A 16,549-nucleotide genomic window follows, 5' to 3' on the forward strand; every position below is an offset into this window, starting at 1 on the left:
GGAGGGCCTTGAGTTGGTCAGTTGTCTCCTGCTCTGGCCTCGAATTCCTTTGCTTCGATTCCTGGCCATTGGTCGTCGGCCTTCGCTATGATGGGAGCGGGGGCAGCATCGAAGTCTTCCTCCAGGCCCTCCTTCCCGGAGAAAAGGTAGAGCTTGCCGTCGACGATACGCCACGCTTCCGGGTCAATGTTCGCGGATGCCTGTTCAAATGCTGTGCCCAGCGTGCAGAAGCCGCCGTATTGAGGGGCATAGCGGACCGGCTCGGAAGCGAACGCGTCGCGATGTTTTGCGCTTGCGAAATACCACGTGGCCCCGAGCCATTTCTTCGCGATCTCCGGTGAACCCTTGGTCGGTCGACCATCTGTGAAATATGCCACCGGATCGTAGCCGAGTATGGCGATGTTGCCGAAGTATCCCGTGTTCACGCCGTCAGCGTACGATGTACCGGTGCCAACGACCAGGAGGCACGCAGCTGTGATCTCGGCCAACAGGAAACTCCGAGGTGCTCTGGAACGGTTCGCTGTCATATCATCCTCCATAGTCTCAGTGGGGTCGCGCCCAGTCAGTCGCCGGCCGCGAGGCAGTCCACATACGATGCACCGATCTTTTCCCTGGGTTGGCACTTGGCCCCGTGCTTCTTGAGCAAAACCATCACTTCCGCGCTCTGAAAGAACGTCGCGCGGCTCAGGGGGGTAAACCCGTACTCCTGGATGGCCTCCACCTGTGCGCCGCGCGCAATCAGCAGCTCGGCGACGGCCGTCTGATTCTCTTCTGCCGCCACATGCAGCGGCGTGATCTTGTGCGTGCTCAACGCGTCGACCTCGGCCCCGTGGTTGAGCAGCAACTTTGCTATGTCCAGGCTTCCTGAGTATGCAGCCGAATGAAGCGCGGTGAAGCCGCGATCGTTGCGGGCCTCGATGTCGGCCTTGGCCTCGATCAACACGACGGCGACCTCGGTCTTGCCAGCAAGCGCGGCATCGATGAGCGGGGTCTCGCGGCTCTCGTCGCGATCATTCACGTCAGCGCCTTGTGCCAGGAGCGCGGCAACCTGGCCCGCATCGCCTTCCCGCGCAGCGTTATGAAGCGGCCCTGCGGTCGCCGCACCACCAGCAATTCCGAGCCCAGAAATGCACGCAACCAGCGCAGCAATGCAGACGAGCCGATCTGAGCCTACCCCGGGGAGTGTGACTCTCAGCCAGGCCAGCAACCGTATTCGCTTGGTGACGGTCACGACAAACCTCCGGGCGACGTTCGCTCGCAGAAGGATTTCTGAGTCACTCTACTCCATTCGGCCCGCGGGGACTATGGATTCCGTGATTTCACCAAAGGTCAATCGGCGATGCGCTCCAGGAGACCCTTTGCTCTGGAAAGGCAGGCTTGGTCCGAGCGCCGCTTTCATGTGCCATAAAAGTGTCCGGATCGGGTCGGGTCATCACGATGCCAACTCCGAACGTAATGTTCGCTCTTGAAGATTGTGCAGCCGGAAGCTGCCAGTCTGATAGCGGCCCTTTTTGGTCCTATGGCTGCCCGAGAGACTTCGCCTCCTCCACCTCGCATTCCGGCAGCCGCACAGGTTTGGCGAGCTCTACCAGCGCCTCGGGCTTGGCGCAAAGCGGGAAGCCGGCGAGCGGCATTGTCTCGATGAAACGACCGCGCTCCGTCTTGCTCAAGCTGTATTCATTGACCATGCCCTCGACGGTCAGCTCCGGATACCGTTTGAGGGTTTCCCTGACCGAAGCATTCGCGTCATCGATTCGATCCAGAGCCGCAAAGGAGCTGCTACGCATCATCCACTCCCATTTGCTGTAGTTATCGGTCGTCTTGCGCTCCAGCATCTTCAAGGCGTCCTCATAGCGGCCAGCCATAAAATAGGCATTGGAGTAGAAAGCGGTTGCCCACATCGGGTAATTCGGGTCGAGCCGTATGACTTGGTCGACCAACTGAGCGCCGCGTTCGGGTTCGTCGAAGGCTGACGCAAAGCCGGAATAGAATGTCAGGATTTCGGCCGACCCCGGAGCGAGGCGGAGGGCCGTGTCCAGCTCGACTTTGGCGCGGGCGTTGTCGCCCTTGTCTTTGAGGCTCACGCCAAAAACCGCGTGCGCCTCGGCGTCGCTCGGATCGAGCCGCACCGCGCGTTCGGCTACATCGGCAGCCGCCTTGACCTCGCTCTCGGGATTGATACCGAAGCCAGCCAATATGTTATGAGCATGATAGAGTTCCACCCAGGCGCGTGCGAACTCCGGATCCAGCTCGACAGCGAGGTTGAGCAGCCTGATGGCCTCCTGCTCATCCGCTACGGTAATCTTTTCAATCCTTTCGGTTCCGAGCAGATAGTAATCATAGACAGTCAAGCTGTCCGGCCGTTTGCGCTTCGCTGCAGCCCGCCCCGCTCCCTGAATCAACCCCACGCCGTTGCCGAGACGGTTGGTGACCTGCTCGGCAATCTCGGTTTGAATAGCGAACACGTCTTCAGCAGGCCGGTCCCATCGCTCCGACCACAGATGGTTGCCGGTTTTTGCATCGATCAACTGCGCGGTGATCCGCAACCGGCCTCCCTGGCGCTGGATCGAGCCTTCCAGCACATAGCCGACATCGAGCGCATTTGCGACCTGGCGGACATCCAACGCCTTGCCTTTGTACGCTTGCGTCGAATTGCGTGCCACGACGTCGAGTTCGGGAAACTGCGCGAGATCGGTGATGATGTCCTCGGTGAGGCCATCGGCCAGACGCCCTGTGGCGTCGTCGCCGCCAAAGTTGTTGAAGGGCAGCACTGCGACCGACGGCTTGGCACCCAGAGCAGCTGAATGAAAGAACCACCATGTCCCGCCGCCGCCCAGCAGAGCAAATAGTACGATGGCCGCCGCCGTCCCAACCCAGCTCGGCATCGCCATACGCAAGGTCCAGCGCGGCCGCTTGCCGTCCAGCCTCAGCCGGTACATCCGAACCGGGCGGCTGATATTCTTTACTTGTTGCTCGCCAGCGAAATCGAGGGACCAATCAAGCTTGCCTTGAAGATGGTCAAAGGCTGTGCCCGACACGATCACGCCGCCAGCATCAGCGAGTTGCTGCAATCGCGCGGCGACATTAACGCCATCGCCATAGACATCGCCGTCAACCAGCGCAACGTCGCCCAGATTGACCCCGATGCGGAACACGATGCGCTCAGGCTCCGGCAGACCTTCATTGCGCGCGGCCGCCGCACTTTGGATTTCCGCTGCGCAGGCGACTGCGTCGACCACGCTGTCGAAGGCGACAAGCGCGCCATCGCCCATCAGCTTGATGAGGCGGCCATGGTGCTGGGAGACGGCGGGGTCGAACAGCTCGGCACGAACGGATTTCAACCGCTCAATGGTGCCGGCCTCATCGGCCTCCATCGCCCTTGAGTAGCCGACCATATCGGCGGCCAGGATCGCCAGCAGCTTCCGGTTCAATGGAGGGACGATCATCATCCGGCCCCAGACCCAACATGGCTAAAATGGTACACCCAGCGCAGCGCCCTGACGAGGGCCCACCAAAGTCAGGAGGCCATCGATTAGCCCCGGTGGTCGGAAAGGTCGCTTCTGGTGCAAAACGGTCCGCACGAGGCTGGACACAAGGGTCGGCTTTCTTGCGCAGTCATCCTGAAAGTTTACAGTCGGGTCCCTGATCGGAAGGAGATCCCCGGCAGTCAGTTGAAATCGAACTCAGGCATCACCGCCTTCGGGCAACAATCTCGACCGGCGCAATGAGGCCGGCTGAAATACTTTCGCTCATGTTTCGGACCATCTGCGGCCGCCGCGCTCCCATGAGTGTCTGGATGCCCAGCAGCCCAGTGGCCCCTGGGCGCGCTGCCGCGCGAAATAGGCAAGCGCAACATCGCGTCGCTGGCGTTCCGAACCCTGCCGCGGAAAGCGTGTCGCGGTACTGGCCTGGCGCGGCGATCGCGTTCGTTTCTGCCGTACTCGCCCATGGCAGCGGATAAGACAGCTCGCCAGCTCCAGTGCGCATGACGTCGTAGACACCGACGCGCGCACCGGCGCGCAGGACTCGCGCAACCTCCGAGAATAGTGCGCTCTTGTCGGCAATGTTCATTCCGACGTGCAACATGTATGCGGCAGTGAACGATGCATCTGCGAAGGGCAGCGCCAAAGCATCGCCCTGCTGCAACGAGACGCGCTCCTTAAGATGCAGCCAGCCGGAGAGGACATTGCCGGCTTCGACGTAGTCGCGAGTGAGATCGATGCCGGTCACCTGACAGCCATAGTGCGCAGCGATCTGTCGTGCCGGTCCACCGAGGCCGCAGCCGATGTCGAGCAATCGATCCCCAGCGGTGAGCGCGAGTTGCGCTGCCAACTCTGCCGTGGCGGCGCGGCCGCCAATGTGAAACTCGTCTACCGGCGAGAGGTCCTCGGCGGTGACCATGCTTTCAGTCTTCCCCATCGCGGCAAGTCCATCGCGGATATCTGCGACGAGGCTGCCTCGCGCGTAGTGATCAGCAACCTGTGAACGCGGCGCCGCTTCCATGATCATCGCCTCTTTGGTGCCAGCCTCGCGGAGATCTCCGCCTACGGTCCGCCTGTGATACCATTTGATCCAAGCTCAAGCCATGATGTCAGAAGACGGATGGCGGGATGGGCCGGGTGGTCATGGTTACGTTTGACCCAAACGGGTCGTTTAAGACCCGGTCCTAGACAGGCTGTCTCCCCTGGTGGATCATGCGTGGGCAGGTAAGTCAGGGGCGCCGCCATGGACGTCGGAGGTTGGCTGCGGAGGCATGGCCTCGAACAGTATGAGGCCTCCTTCCGCGAGAATAAGATCGACGACACGGTCCTGCCGAGATTGACGGCCGAGGACTTGAAGGATCTTGGCGTCGGATTTGTCGGACATCGTCGTAAGCTGCTCGACGCCATCGCAGCCTTGCGCGCTGAAGCAAGCGCACCAACGCCGCTGCTGTCCGATGCGCCTCTGGCGGCCGACAACGCCGCGAAGAACACCGCTGAACGCCGCCAGGTCACCGTGATGTTCTCGGACCTTGTCGGCTCGACAGCGCTCTCCGCGCAAATGGATCCCGAGGATTTGCGTGAGGTGATTGCGGCCTATCAGAACTGCGTTGCCGAGGCCGTGCGTGGCTTCGGCGGGTTTGTGGCCAAATACATGGGCGATGGCGTGCTGGTGTATTTTGGCTATCCGAAGGCGCATGAGGAGGACGCGGAGCGAGCCGTGCGGGCGGGGCTGGCGGTCGTTGATGAGATCGCAAGGCTCGCGACCCGGGCATCAGGGGCGCTGGCGGTACGCGTTGGCATCGCAACCGGGCTGGTGGTGGTGGGCGACCTCATCGGCGAAGGAGCGGCGCAGGAGGAAGCAGTGGTCGGAGAATCGCCGAACCTTGCTGCGCGGCTGCAAGCTTTGGCGGCGCCCGGCCAGATCGTGATCCCGCTCGCGACGCGCCGACTGCTCGGCGGACTGTTCGAGTTCGCCGACCTGGGCCTGCACGACCTGAAAGGTTTCGACGCCCCCATCCGCGCTTGGCGCGTGCTTCGCGAGAGTGCCGCTGAGACCCGGTTCGAAGCGCGTGCGACGAGCGGCCTAGCGCCCACGGTCGGGCGTGAGGACGAGCTTGCTTTGCTCGCGGAGCTCTGGAGCAAGGCCGCGTCCGGCGAGGGCCAGGTGGTCCTGCTCTCCGGCGAGCCCGGCATCGGCAAATCGCATCTGATTCAGGCGCTCCGCGGGCGTCTGCGGGACCGGCCGCACATCCGCATACGCTGCCAGTGCTCGCCGTTCCATGCAAATAGCGCCCTTCGCCCGTCGATTGTCCAACTCACCCGCGCGGCTGGCTTCCATCCGGACGATTCACCGAGCGCAAAACTCGACAAGCTGGAGCGCCTCTTGGCGCGGTCCACAGACAAGGTCCGGGACGTCGCCCCTTTGTTGTCGGCACTTCTCTCGCTCCCGGCAGGCAGCCGCTATGCACCCTTGAACCTCAGCCCTCAGCGCCGGAAGGAACTGACCCTCGAGGCTCTGGCCGGGCAGCTAATTGGCTTGGCGGCCCGCCAGCCCGTGCTGATGGTTTTCGAGGATATCCACTGGATTGATCCAACGTCGCTGGAGCTTCTCGACCGATTGGTCCCGCAGATCCCGCGCCTTGCAGTACAGGCGATCTTCAGTTTCCGCCCTGAATTCGAGCCGCGGTGGACCGGCCACCCGCAGGTCACCTCGCTCACGCTGAAACGCTTGAGCCGCCGGCAGGGCGCAGCCCTGGTGGAGCGGTTGACCGGGGGCAAGGCGCTTCCGGGCGGGTTGCTCGAGCAGATGGTGGCCAAGACAGACGGCGTGCCCCTGTTCCTCGAGGAGGTGACCAAGGCCGTCATTGAATCTGACGTGCTGACCGATGAAGGCGACCGTTACGCACTCTCGGGCCCGCTGCCACCGTTGGCGATCCCTGCAACCCTGCAGGATTCTCTGGTGGCGCGGCTCGATCGGCTGATGACGCCAGCGCGGGAGGTCGCGCAGATTGGCGCCGCCATCGGTCGCGAATTCTCTTACGAATTGCTGGCGGCGGTGGCGCAGCGCGAGGAACGGGAACTCCAGGACGCCCTCGACCAACTGATCGGCGCCGAACTCGTGATCGCACGCGGTCGGCCGCCGCACGCGACGTGCATCTTCAAGCACGCATTGGTGGGAGATGCCGCTTATGCCACCTTGCTGCGGAGTCGCCGCCAGCAGCTGCACACCCGGATCGCCCATGCACTGGAGCAGCAATTCGGCGAGGTCGTCGAACACGAGCCCGAGATCGTGGCTCAGCACTACACGGCCGCGGGCCTCTCGATTCAGGCCATCGGCTATTGGCAGCGCGCGGGAGAGAGCGCCAACGACCGTTCGGCCAACGATGAGGCCCAAAACCATCTGCAGAAAGCGCTGAACTTGATCGAAACGCTGCCTGCGGGCCCGGAGCGCCAGCGGCGCGAGCTCGCAGCGCTAACGGTGCTGGGCCGCGTGCTCACCGCCAAGAATGGCTACGCAAATGCCGAGGTCGAGCGGGTCTATTCTCGCGCGCGCCGCCTTTGCGAGCTGATGCCGGAAGATGCGGCTGTCTTCCCGGTTCTGCTCGGCCTGGCCATCTACTCGGCCACGGGCGCCCAACTCACGTCGGCGCACGAGCTGAGCGGACGGCTTCTCGACCTTGCTCTGCATAGTAACGATCCCGTGTGGGTGGTCGAAGCCCATTATGCCCGGGGGGTCAGCTCTTCTTGGCGCGGCGACTTCAGGGAGGCACGCAAACATCTGGAGCTGGCCTCCGAAGCCTATCGCCCACAGCGACATCGAGCTCATCTCGCCCTATACGGCCAGGATCCCGGACCGATTTGCCTATGTCGTGGGTCAGCGGTGCTTTGGCACCTCGGCTATCCCGACCAGGCGCTGACCCGGATGGAAGACGCCCTTGTCTTGGCCGAGCGATTGGCGCACCCCTTCAGCCGCGCTTACGTGCTGGTATGGGCAGCGTGGTTACGAATATTCCGACGCGAGGTGGCCGAAGCCGAGGAGCGGAACGACCGTGCGCTCACCTTCGCGACCGAGCAGGCGTATCCGTTCTGGATTGCCATGGCCGCCCAGCAGCAGGGATGGCTCTCGGCGAAGCAGGGCCATAAGGAGCGAGCGATCGCCCAAATCGAGGAAAGCCTGGCGCGGATGCAGGCCGTCGGAACGCAAGTGACGCAGGCCTACACGATGGGATTCCTCGGCGAGGTGCTCGGCAGCGTCAATCGTGCGTCGGACGGCGTGCGCCTGATCGATCGGGCTCTCGACCAGGTGAACCGGTCCCGCGAGCGGTGGTGCGATGCCGAATTGCTGCGGCTCCGAGGAGCCATATGCGCTGCCGCGGAACCAAGCGACTGGCACGAGGCTGAAATCTCATTCCGCCAGGCAATCGAACGGTCACGTGAGCAAGGTGCCAAATCCTGGGAGCTCCGCGCCGCCACATCGCTTGCGCGCCTTTTGGCCGAACAGGGCAAGCGCGCCGAGGCGCATGACCTGCTCGCGCCGACCTACGGCTGGTTCACCGAGGGCTTCGACACGCTCGATCTGAAAGAGGCCAAGACTTTGCTCGACAAGCTCGGGGCATCATGACGCACATAACAATGTCCGGTCCCGGCGCAAAACCGCCGCGAATGTGCCGGCCGCGAAGTCGGCTTTTCTGTTCAATCATCGCAAAAGCGGTCCGTCCGTTCTCGGCCCCATTTCGGTCATTCACCAGGAGGAAGTGGCTGGCTACTTAGGGCTCCATCGTCGATATCTCGAAGCCAGTAACTATTCTCGTCCATCGTCTTTCGGTTCGCCAGACCATACGAGAGAATACGAGGGAAAAGGGTAGGCGAACCACCCGCTAACATATTGATTTCCTGTCGAAAACGACGACCCTCCGGGCCCACCATAACCTTTGATTTCGTTGCCGAAAATTGAGCGAGGCCAGAAACTTCCGGGCCCGTTGACGGGCTGGGCAAAAGGCGATCCCCGCGTTTGCTCCCGTCAAGTTGGAGGCGCAGCACCATCGAGTGACTAACCACCATTGCCCGGACGGCACAAAGCCTACACTGCCGCTGCATGCCCATGCTGGAAGGCCAAACTCGGGGCGCCACTTGTTACCGTTCGCTTCCGGCCGCTGCTCCAGATTGTTGGGGCAGCATCTTATGAAGCGAGGTGAATAGCAGACGGTAACGAGTTGATGCCATTGACCTCCAAGGTTTATTTGATCGCCGGCTCGGACCTGGAGGGCATGCGCCTCTGACCTCCTGGGAATCGGTCAAGATGCGCATTGCGCTCGTCCGTTCAACGTCATCGCGCCCCACGAAGGAGCTCAAGAACATAGGTCTTGGCGCCCCGTACCGCCGCCTCCAACGGCAAACCTTGAGCTAACGATGCGGCGATGGCGCTGGACAGCACGCAGCCGGTGCCACGCATCCCCCCATGGACGCGAGGCGCTTCGACCCGAACGGCGCGACGGTCCGGCTGCATGAGAAGGTCATTCGCGTGATCTCCGTGCGCGTGCCCGCCCTTGACGAGCACGGCGGTCCGCACCGTCGCCGACAGGTCCTCGCCTTGAACGCAAGCGCCTTCTTCGTCCTTCGCAGGTTCTGATCCCACCAGCCTTGCGAGCTCAATCAGGTTGGGGGTCACGAGCCGGCAGAGCGGCATCAGATCACGGCACAACACGTCGACGGCATCGTCCTCCAGCAACACGCGTCCCGAGGTCGAGCCAAGCACAGGGTCGAGGACCACCGGCACCTTCGGATGGGCCGCCAGGACAGAGCCGACCGCCTCAATGGCTGCCGCCGTCCCCAGCATGCCGATCTTGACGGCTGCGACCGGGTTGGCAGCAAAGGCAGCGCGCATTTGGGCGGCGATAAGCTGCGGCGGCATCTGCTCGATGTGTTCGACGGCCGAATGCGTCTGGATGGTCACGGCCGTGACGGCGAGGCAACTGCGCAGCCCAAAGGCGGATACGGTCTCGACGTCTCGGGCTGTTCCGGCGCCGCCACTTGAATCGCAGCCGGCGACGATCAGCACATGCGGCGTCAACGCCATTGGGCTGTCGCCGCCAGCCATTCAGCCGTCCGCGCCTCGGGGTGCGTGTTGCGGGTGATGTCGGTGACGACCGCCGCACTTTGGGCGCCGTGCGCGAAGACACCGGCTACGCGCTCGACGGTGAGCCCGCCGATGGCCACAAGCGGAAGTTCGCCTACGCGCTGCTTCCAGGCGGCGATGCGGTCCAGCCCCTGCGGATCCCATTTCATCGCCTTGAGAATGGTCGGGTAGATCGGTCCGAGCGCGACATAGTCCGGCTCGGCTTGGAGCGCGGTTTCGAGTTCGGCGCCGTCGTGAGTGCTGAGGCCCAGCCTCACGCCCGCCCTGCGGATCGCCTTCACATCAGCCTCCGCCAGATCTTCCTGGCCGAGGTGAACGAAATCGCAATCTTCCTCGATCGCAAGGCGCCAGTAGTCGTTGACGATGAGCTGGCAGCCGTGGCTGTCACAGACTGCCTTCGAGGCGCGAATTTCTCGGCGCAGCGAAGCTTCGTCCTGGTCCTTAGTGCGCAGCTGCACCAGCTTCACGCCGAGCGGCACCAGACGTTCGATCCAAGCGGCGGAATCGACGATCAGGTAAAACGGATCGAGCTTCATGAGAATGCTGCCATGCCGATGATGGGGGTGGAGGGAACGGCCATGTCGCGCGGCTCGAGCAGGCCGGCGCAATAGGCCTCGCGGCCGGCCTCGACCGCCTTGCCGAAGGCCGCGGCCATGGCGGCGGGATCGCCTGCCCTGGCGACGGCCGTGTTGAGCAACACCGCGTCGTAGCCGAGCTCCATCACGGCCGCGGCATGCGAGGGCCGGCCGATGCCGGCATCGACGATCAGCGGAATGCCGGGGAAGTGGCCTCGCAGGCTTCGCAGCGCATTGGGGTTCTGCGGCCCGCGTGCGGAGCCGATCGGCGCGCACCAGGGCATCAGGAGCCTGCAGCCGGCGTCGAGCAGGCGCTCGGCGACGATGAGGTCGTCGGTCGTATAGGGAAACACCTCGAAGCCTTCGGAGGCAAGGATCCTTGCGGCTTCGACCAATCCGAAGACGTCGGGCTGCAGCGTGTCGTGGTTGCCGATCACTTCGAGCTTGATCCAGTCCGTGCCGAACACCTCGCGCGCCATCCGCGCCGTGGTGACCGCTTCCACCACCGAGTGGCAGCCGGCGGTGTTGGGCAGCACGCGAACGCCGAGCGACTGGACAAGCGACCAGAACTGGCCGCCGGCTTTGCCGCCCGATGTTTCGCGGCGGAGCGACACGGTGACGATCTCCGTGCCGGACGCTTTCACCGCCTCCGCCATGATGGCAGGCGAGGGGTAAAGCGCGGTGCCCAGCAGAAGGCGGGACGCGAGTTTCTGTCCATAGAACTCGAGCATGGATCAGCCTCCCTTCATCGGTGAAAGGATTTCGATGCGGTCGCCATCTTTGAGCCGGCAGCGGTCGCGCTCCCTGGCCGGTACGACGTCACCGTTCAGCGCGGTTGCCAGCCAGCCGCCTTGGAAATCGAGTTCGCTGAGCAGCGCGGCAAGCGTTTCTGCCGCGACTTCATGGGCTTGGCCGTTAACGGTGAGCTTCAAGGGCAAACTCCTTTGCTCCAGGATTCCAGGATGAGGTCGGCTGCCCGCCGCGCCATGGCCGGCGCGAGCAGGAAGCCGTGGCGGTAGAGGCCGTTGATGCGAATATTCCCCCCGTCGCGCTCGACGCGAGGCAAGTTGTCGGTGAATGCGGGACGCACGCCAACACCGGTTTCGACCAGCTCGGCTTCGCCGAAGGCCGGATGCAGCGCATAGGCGGCGCCGAGCAGCTCCATGGTCGAGCGCGCGGTGATCGGGCCTTTGGCATCGCATTCGATCATCGTCGCGCCGACCATGAACAGGTTTTCCGCGCGGGGCACTACATAGACCGAGATGCGCGGATGAAGCAGCCGCACTGGCCGGGCCAGCGAGATCTCGCCCGTTCGCAGCATAAGCATCTCGCCGCGCACGCCGCGCAGTTCCGGTCGCCTGTCACCGCTGCCGGTGCAATCCACCTCAATATCCTGAGATGCGGGCGCCGAGCTGCGGCCGAACTCGACGCGCGCGCCCATCCCGCGCAGCTTGTCGCGCAGGGAAAGCAGCGCCTTGCGCGGGTCGAGATGCGCTTCCTCAGCGAAGAACAGACCGCGTCCAAACCGGCCGTCGAGCGCCGGCTCGAGTGCCGCGATTTGGCTGGCGTCCAACTGCCTGAAACCGGATGTGCGGCGGCCGAACCGGTCGAGTTCGCCGGCATCGCGGGCAGACGCCAGCACCAGCGTGCCCTGGCGCGAGACATGGCCGGGCAAGGCGGCGTCCCACCAATCGGCTGCGTCGCGTCCGAGCGTCAGCACGGTCTCCTCGGCGCTCTCGCGCTCGCACCAGGGCGCGAGCATGCCGCCAGCGTGCCAAGAGGCATTGCCGGCGATCTCGAGGCGTTTCTCGACCACGGTCACATCGGCGCCGCGCGTTGCCAGCTCGTGCGCGAGTGTCAATCCGGCGACGCCAGCGCCGCGAATGAGCACCTTCATGGCGTGTCCGTGCGCTCGGGGGTGCTGTCGACAGGCATGTAGAGATCGCCGCCGTCGCGGTACTTCGCCGCCATGGCCGCGAGCCCTTCCTTCTGGGCTTCGGCGCGGATGTCGTGCGAGATCCGCATCGAGCAGAATTTGGGGCCGCACATGGAGCAGAAATGCGCCACCTTGTGCGCCTCCTTTGGCAGGGTTTCGTCGTGGAAGGCGCGCGCCGTCTCCGGATCGAGCGACAGGTTGAACTGGTCTTCCCACCGGAACTCGAAGCGCGCCCGCGACAGCGCGTCGTCCCTGATTTTGGCGGCTGGATGGCCCTTGGCGAGGTCGGCGGCGTGGGCCGCGATCTTGTAGGTGATGACGCCGGTCTTGACGTCGTCGCGGTCGGGCAGGCCGAGATGCTCCTTGGGCGTGACGTAGCAGAGCATCGCCGTTCCGAACCAGCCGATCATCGCCGCGCCGATGCCCGATGTGATGTGGTCGTAGCCGGGCGCTATGTCGGTGGTGAGCGGCCCGAGCGTGTAGAACGGCGCTTCGCCACAAACCGCGAGCTGCTTGTCCATGTTCTGCTTGATCTTGTGCATCGGCACGTGGCCGGGCCCTTCGATCATCACCTGGCAGTCCTTGGTCCAGGCGATCTTGGTGAGTTCGGCTAGCGTTTCCAGTTCGGCGAACTGGGCCGCGTCATTGGCATCGGCGATCGAGCCGGGGCGAAGGCCGTCGCCGAGCGAGAACGCCACGTCATAGGCCCGGGCGATGTCGCAGATCTCCTCGAAATGCTCGTAGAGAAAACTCTCCTGGTGGTGATGCAGGCACCACTTGGCCATGATCGAGCCGCCGCGCGACACGATGCCGGTGACGCGGTCGACGGTCAGCGGGATATAGGGCAGGCGCACGCCGGCATGGATCGTGAAATAGTCCACGCCCTGCTCGGCCTGCTCGATGAGGGTGTCGCGGAACACCTCCCAGGTCAGTTCCTCGGCGACGCCGCCGACCTTCTCCAGCGCCTGGTAGATCGGCACGGTGCCGATCGGCACCGGCGAATTGCGCACGATCCATTCGCGGATGTTGTGGATGTTGCGCCCGGTCGAGAGGTCCATCACCGTATCGGCGCCCCAGCGGATCGCCCACACCATCTTCTCGACCTCTTCGGCCATCGACGAGGTGACGGCGGAGTTGCCGATATTGGCGTTGATCTTGACCAGGAAATTGCGGCCGATGATCATCGGCTCGCTTTCCGGGTGGTTGATGTTGGACGGGATGATGGCGCGGCCGCGCGCCACCTCGTCGCGCACGAATTCCGGCGTGACGAAGTCGGGGATCGCGGCGCCGAAGCTTTCGCCATCACGTTGAACTTTCGAACGCAACTGCTCACGGCCGAGGTTCTCGCGGATGGCGACGAACTCCATCTCAGGCGTGATGATGCCGGCGCGCGCATAGGCGAGCTGTGTGACGGCGCGGCCGCCGGCCGCGCGCAACGGTCTGTTGCGAACCGGGAATTCCGGCGTCAGGCGATCGGCTGAGACGAAGCCGTTGTCTTCCGGCTTGATCGTGCGGCCCTCGTAGCGCTCCACGTCTCCGCGCGCCTCGATCCATGCCTCGCGCAGCCGTGGCAAGCCACGCTCGATGTCGGTTTTCATCGCGGTGTCCGTGTAGGGACCGGACGAGTCATAGACCGTGACCGGCGGCTCGCCGGCGCTCGGGTGGACCGAGATCTCGCGCATCGGCACCCGCAGCTCCGGGTGGAGCTGACCGGGTTTGTGGACCTTCTTCGAAGCGGGCAATTCGCCGACGGTGACGGTCGGGGTGTGGGCATTCATGAGTGAGCCTCCTTGCTCGAGTGCACGGAGACCCAGTCCACGCGATGAGGAGGAAGTGACGCTTCGCTTAGGATGCGGGCACTGCCCGAATGCCGAAGCCGGATTGCCGACCCGCGAAGCCTCGCACCGTCCCTACGCCAGTATGAACTGGATCAGGTTCAACGGGTCACTGCGCGCTATTAGCAGTATCTCAGCCCCTTGCCGGGACTCCCCTGGTGAGGCGCCTAGGTTGGACGATGCGACGCTATCCTGTCAACTCGACTTCATGACTTCTCCAGCCTCGAACAAGCGACGAGAAGGGGCGCAGCCACGCAGCTTTGATCGAGCATCTCTTACATCGACGCCCATTGAGCCACGACCTTGCGCGCGTCGAGCTGGCAGTCGGGGCCCACTTGTCATCCGCCAAGGAAACGCTTTTGCGAATCCCTTGTGGCGGCGGATTGAAGAACGCATTTTTCGCCTCGAAGAGCATCTGTTCGGCGTCTACGGACGCTGGTTCGATTTGTTCAGGACCGAATTATTGCGCAGCCGTAAGGGTCGAGTTGCAGCGTTCCTTCAACGGCCTTGCCCGTCAGCAGGTCGAGGCCCTTTGGGACGTTGGGTACGATCACGGCGACTTCCGTGGTGTTCAGCACGAACATCAGCCGGCGGTCGTCGGCTTCCCTGACAGAGACCTCCACCCCGGCAGGCAGGTCGGGCAGCAAAGGCGCTATACCGGCTTTGGCCAGCACGACATCGACAAGCTTCTCCGTCAGTTGCGGCGTGAGATACGTGCCGACATAGACAACCCGACCTTGCCCAACCTTGCGGGCGGTAATTGCCGGAGAGCCGGCGGCGAAGCGGTTCGACCAGATGCCGAGCACCTCGGTGTCAGGCGCTACATCAAGCACCTCGTACAAATGCGCAGCCTGGAATTCTTCATTGCCAAGGGTGAACAGGTATTTGCGTTCCGCGGACGAGGCCGGGAGCGGCGGCGGTGCATAGGCGCCCATCGGAGCCGGACGAAACAGCGGAAACAGGCCGCTGCCGCCTTCGGGAACGACGCGGCCGAACTCCGCCACCCTGACGCCGCTCAGGGCTGCAAGGGCCTTGCCGGGCGCCTGCTCGCGAATGATGTGGTTGTTCTCGTCCCTCGTCCCGCTCAATGCCGATAGGATCAGCGTACCGCCGTTGCGGACGAATGTTTCAACAGCCTCGTTCCATTCATCCTTCCACATCACCCAATGCGGGACGTAGAGCGCCTTGAGCCGCGAAAGATCGTCTTCGGGATGAATGAACCCGCATGCAATGCCGTTCTGATAGCAGTGGCGATGAAGCAGCGTCGCGTCTTCGAGCGGACTGGGGAGGCCGATCGGATAGGTCTTGTGAGCCTCCTGGTTGTCGAAGTCCGCGCCGGCGATGCCGAGGTCCATGCGCACTGCGGTGCCAAGAATCTGCTCCTTCGCGGCGGCGATCTCATGGAAGAAGCGGCCTGCCTCGTCATAGCGGCGGCGCGGCACGTCGTCGTGATCGATGACGCCCATCCAGTAGATCTCGGCGCCGAAATGCGCGGGACGCCAACGAAAGAACATGACACCGTCGGCGCCGCGCGCCACCGAGGTCATGGCCATGCGACGCATCTCGCCGGGCTCCGGCGTCATCGTCGAGAAGCCGGGCTGGCTGCCGAAGCCTGAGGCCTGCTCCGGAACGATGAAGTTGCCGGAATAGGCGCGGCATATGTCGAGATGGAGGGCCTGGGTCGCGGCATGCCCGCCGGTTCGGCGCATCTCGTCATAGAGCATCGGATAGATGTCGAAGCCGATGAAATCGAGGTCCTGTCCGAACTGACCGCGGAAGTCGATGTCGGCAAGCTGGCCAAGATTGTGGAAGATGAACCAGTCCGGATTGGCGGCGCGCAGGATCTCGACCTGGTCGTGTTGGAAGGCCGCGGTCGCGGCGGCCAGAAAGCGATGGTAGTCCTGCACGTGGCCGGGGCTGGGGTAGGACGGCATGAGCGGTCTCGGCAGGTCGATCTGCGAGAAATCGTCGTAGGCCGTCGCCCAGAAGTGGCCGCCCCAGGCGAAGTTCAGCGCCTCAATGGTGCCGTAGGCCTTCTGCAGGTATTTCTGGAACTCCAGCCTTGTCGAAGGCGCGAACGATTCCGACACCGTGGTGTTGAGCTCGTTGTCCGTCTGCCAGCCGATCACACGCGGGTTGTGCCGATAATGCTCGGCCATGGCGCGGGTGATGCGGCGGCTGTGGGCGCGGAATACCGGGCTTGTGGTGTCGGCATGCTGGCGCGATCCGTGGCTTGAGGCCCGCCCGTTCATGTCAACGCGCAGCACTTCGGGATAGTTGACGGTGAGCCAGCGGGGAGGGGTGGCTGTCGGCGTGCACATGATCGTGTCGATCCCCGCGCGGCCGAGAAGTTCGATCGCGCGATCGAACAGGCCGAACTCGAACTTGCCTTCGCGGGGCTCGAAAATGTGCCAGGCGAACTCTCCCATACGCACCGTGTTGACGCCGGCGGCGGCCATGCGCTCGGCGTCACGCTGCCAGCAGCCTTCGTCGACATGTTCGGGGTAATGAGGTGCTCCAAGCAGAAAGCGGTCAAGATTGAGGGGCCGCCATACGGATAGCGGAGCGGGCTCTTTGCGGTTCAT

The 16,549-nt window shown here is 63.7% G+C and carries 12 protein-coding genes and 1 riboswitch; of the genes, 1 reads left to right on the forward strand and 11 read right to left on the reverse strand.

The genetic code is table 11. The features are described from left to right. Positions 1 to 17 precede the first annotated feature (17 nt). The 4 genes from EJ078_RS24060 to EJ078_RS24075 form a co-directional block, all read right to left on the reverse strand. Positions 18 to 488, reverse strand: coding sequence for a YHS domain-containing (seleno)protein (locus EJ078_RS24060; protein WP_245457048.1), 471 nt, complete (start codon positions 486 to 488; stop codon positions 18 to 20). A 74-nt stretch (positions 489 to 562) separates the two neighbouring features. Next, positions 563 to 1,231, reverse strand: coding sequence for an ankyrin repeat domain-containing protein (locus EJ078_RS24065; RefSeq protein WP_245458923.1), 669 nt, complete (start codon positions 1,229 to 1,231; stop codon positions 563 to 565). Positions 1,232 to 1,517: 286 nt separating this feature from the next. Further along, complete coding sequence (locus EJ078_RS24070) at positions 1,518 to 3,446, reverse strand: adenylate/guanylate cyclase domain-containing protein (protein ID WP_127403874.1); 1,929 nt, start codon at positions 3,444 to 3,446, stop codon at positions 1,518 to 1,520. A gap of 244 nt (positions 3,447 to 3,690) precedes the next feature. Beyond that, positions 3,691 to 4,509, reverse strand: coding sequence for a methyltransferase domain-containing protein (locus tag EJ078_RS24075; protein WP_208720878.1), 819 nt, complete (start codon positions 4,507 to 4,509; stop codon positions 3,691 to 3,693). A 216-nt stretch (positions 4,510 to 4,725) separates the two neighbouring features. Here EJ078_RS24075 and EJ078_RS24080 point away from each other — a divergent pair, with 216 nt between their 5' ends. Beyond that, positions 4,726 to 8,103: an adenylate/guanylate cyclase domain-containing protein gene (locus EJ078_RS24080; protein WP_127403872.1), complete on the forward strand. Its 3,378-nt coding sequence runs from the start codon at positions 4,726 to 4,728 to the stop codon at positions 8,101 to 8,103. A 705-nt stretch (positions 8,104 to 8,808) separates the two neighbouring features. Here the strand turns inward: EJ078_RS24080 and EJ078_RS24085 are convergent. The 7 genes from EJ078_RS24085 to EJ078_RS24115 all read right to left on the reverse strand — a co-directional run bounded on the left by EJ078_RS24085 (position 8,809) and on the right by EJ078_RS24115 (position 16,549). Beyond that, a complete protein-coding gene (locus EJ078_RS24085) occupies positions 8,809 to 9,558 on the reverse strand; it encodes a hydroxymethylpyrimidine/phosphomethylpyrimidine kinase (RefSeq protein ID WP_127215750.1) in 750 nt (249 codons plus the stop codon). Next, the gene (locus EJ078_RS24090) at positions 9,549 to 10,154 is read right to left on the reverse strand and encodes a thiamine phosphate synthase (RefSeq protein ID WP_067320447.1); all 606 of its coding nucleotides are present in this window, start codon (positions 10,152 to 10,154) and stop codon (positions 9,549 to 9,551) included. The genes EJ078_RS24085 and EJ078_RS24090 overlap by 10 nt, the downstream gene beginning before the upstream one ends. After that, positions 10,151 to 10,924, reverse strand: coding sequence for a thiazole synthase (locus EJ078_RS24095; RefSeq protein WP_127215749.1), 774 nt, complete (start codon positions 10,922 to 10,924; stop codon positions 10,151 to 10,153). The genes EJ078_RS24090 and EJ078_RS24095 overlap by 4 nt, the downstream gene beginning before the upstream one ends. Positions 10,925 to 10,927: 3 nt before the next feature. Further along, on the reverse strand, positions 10,928 to 11,125 hold the full coding sequence (thiS, locus tag EJ078_RS24100; RefSeq protein WP_067320453.1) for a sulfur carrier protein ThiS: 198 nt from the start codon (positions 11,123 to 11,125) through the stop codon (positions 10,928 to 10,930). Continuing rightward, positions 11,122 to 12,090 carry a glycine oxidase ThiO gene (thiO, locus tag EJ078_RS24105; RefSeq protein WP_067320455.1) on the reverse strand — a complete coding sequence of 323 codons (969 nt, stop codon included), beginning with the start codon at positions 12,088 to 12,090 and terminating at the stop codon, positions 11,122 to 11,124. Before thiO ends, thiS begins: the two co-directional genes overlap by 4 nt. Next, a complete protein-coding gene (gene thiC / locus EJ078_RS24110) occupies positions 12,087 to 13,907 on the reverse strand; it encodes a phosphomethylpyrimidine synthase ThiC (protein ID WP_127215748.1) in 1,821 nt (606 codons plus the stop codon). Before thiC ends, thiO begins: the two co-directional genes overlap by 4 nt. 111 nt (positions 13,908 to 14,018) lie before the next feature. Then, positions 14,019 to 14,131, reverse strand: a riboswitch (TPP riboswitch). A 282-nt stretch (positions 14,132 to 14,413) separates the two neighbouring features. Further along, positions 14,414 to 16,549 (reverse strand): beta-galactosidase, encoded by a 2,136-nt coding sequence (locus tag EJ078_RS24115; RefSeq protein ID WP_127215747.1) that lies wholly within the window; start codon positions 16,547 to 16,549, stop codon positions 14,414 to 14,416.

It is taken from the genome of Mesorhizobium sp. M1A.F.Ca.IN.022.06.1.1 (genome assembly GCF_003952605.1).
Taxonomy (GTDB): domain Bacteria; phylum Pseudomonadota; class Alphaproteobacteria; order Rhizobiales; family Rhizobiaceae; genus Mesorhizobium.

Excerpts from the sequence above, each read along its gene's own strand:
- EJ078_RS24075 (WP_208720878.1), bottom strand. The coding sequence starts at position 4,509 with ATGATCATGGAAGCGGCGCCGCGTTCACAGGTTGCTGATCACTACGCG.
- EJ078_RS24090 (WP_067320447.1), bottom strand. The coding sequence starts at position 10,154 with ATGAAGCTCGATCCGTTTTACCTGATCGTCGATTCCGCCGCTTGGATC.
- thiO (WP_067320455.1), bottom strand. The coding sequence starts at position 12,090 with ATGAAGGTGCTCATTCGCGGCGCTGGCGTCGCCGGATTGACACTCGCG.
- EJ078_RS24070 (WP_127403874.1), bottom strand. The coding sequence starts at position 3,446 with ATGATCGTCCCTCCATTGAACCGGAAGCTGCTGGCGATCCTGGCCGCC.
- EJ078_RS24080 (WP_127403872.1), top strand. The coding sequence starts at position 4,726 with ATGGACGTCGGAGGTTGGCTGCGGAGGCATGGCCTCGAACAGTATGAG.
- EJ078_RS24085 (WP_127215750.1), bottom strand. The coding sequence starts at position 9,558 with ATGGCGTTGACGCCGCATGTGCTGATCGTCGCCGGCTGCGATTCAAGT.
- EJ078_RS24095 (WP_127215749.1), bottom strand. The coding sequence starts at position 10,924 with ATGCTCGAGTTCTATGGACAGAAACTCGCGTCCCGCCTTCTGCTGGGC.
- EJ078_RS24115 (WP_127215747.1), bottom strand. The coding sequence starts at position 16,549 with ATGAACCGCAAAGAGCCCGCTCCGCTATCCGTATGGCGGCCCCTCAAT.
- thiC (WP_127215748.1), bottom strand. The coding sequence starts at position 13,907 with ATGAATGCCCACACCCCGACCGTCACCGTCGGCGAATTGCCCGCTTCG.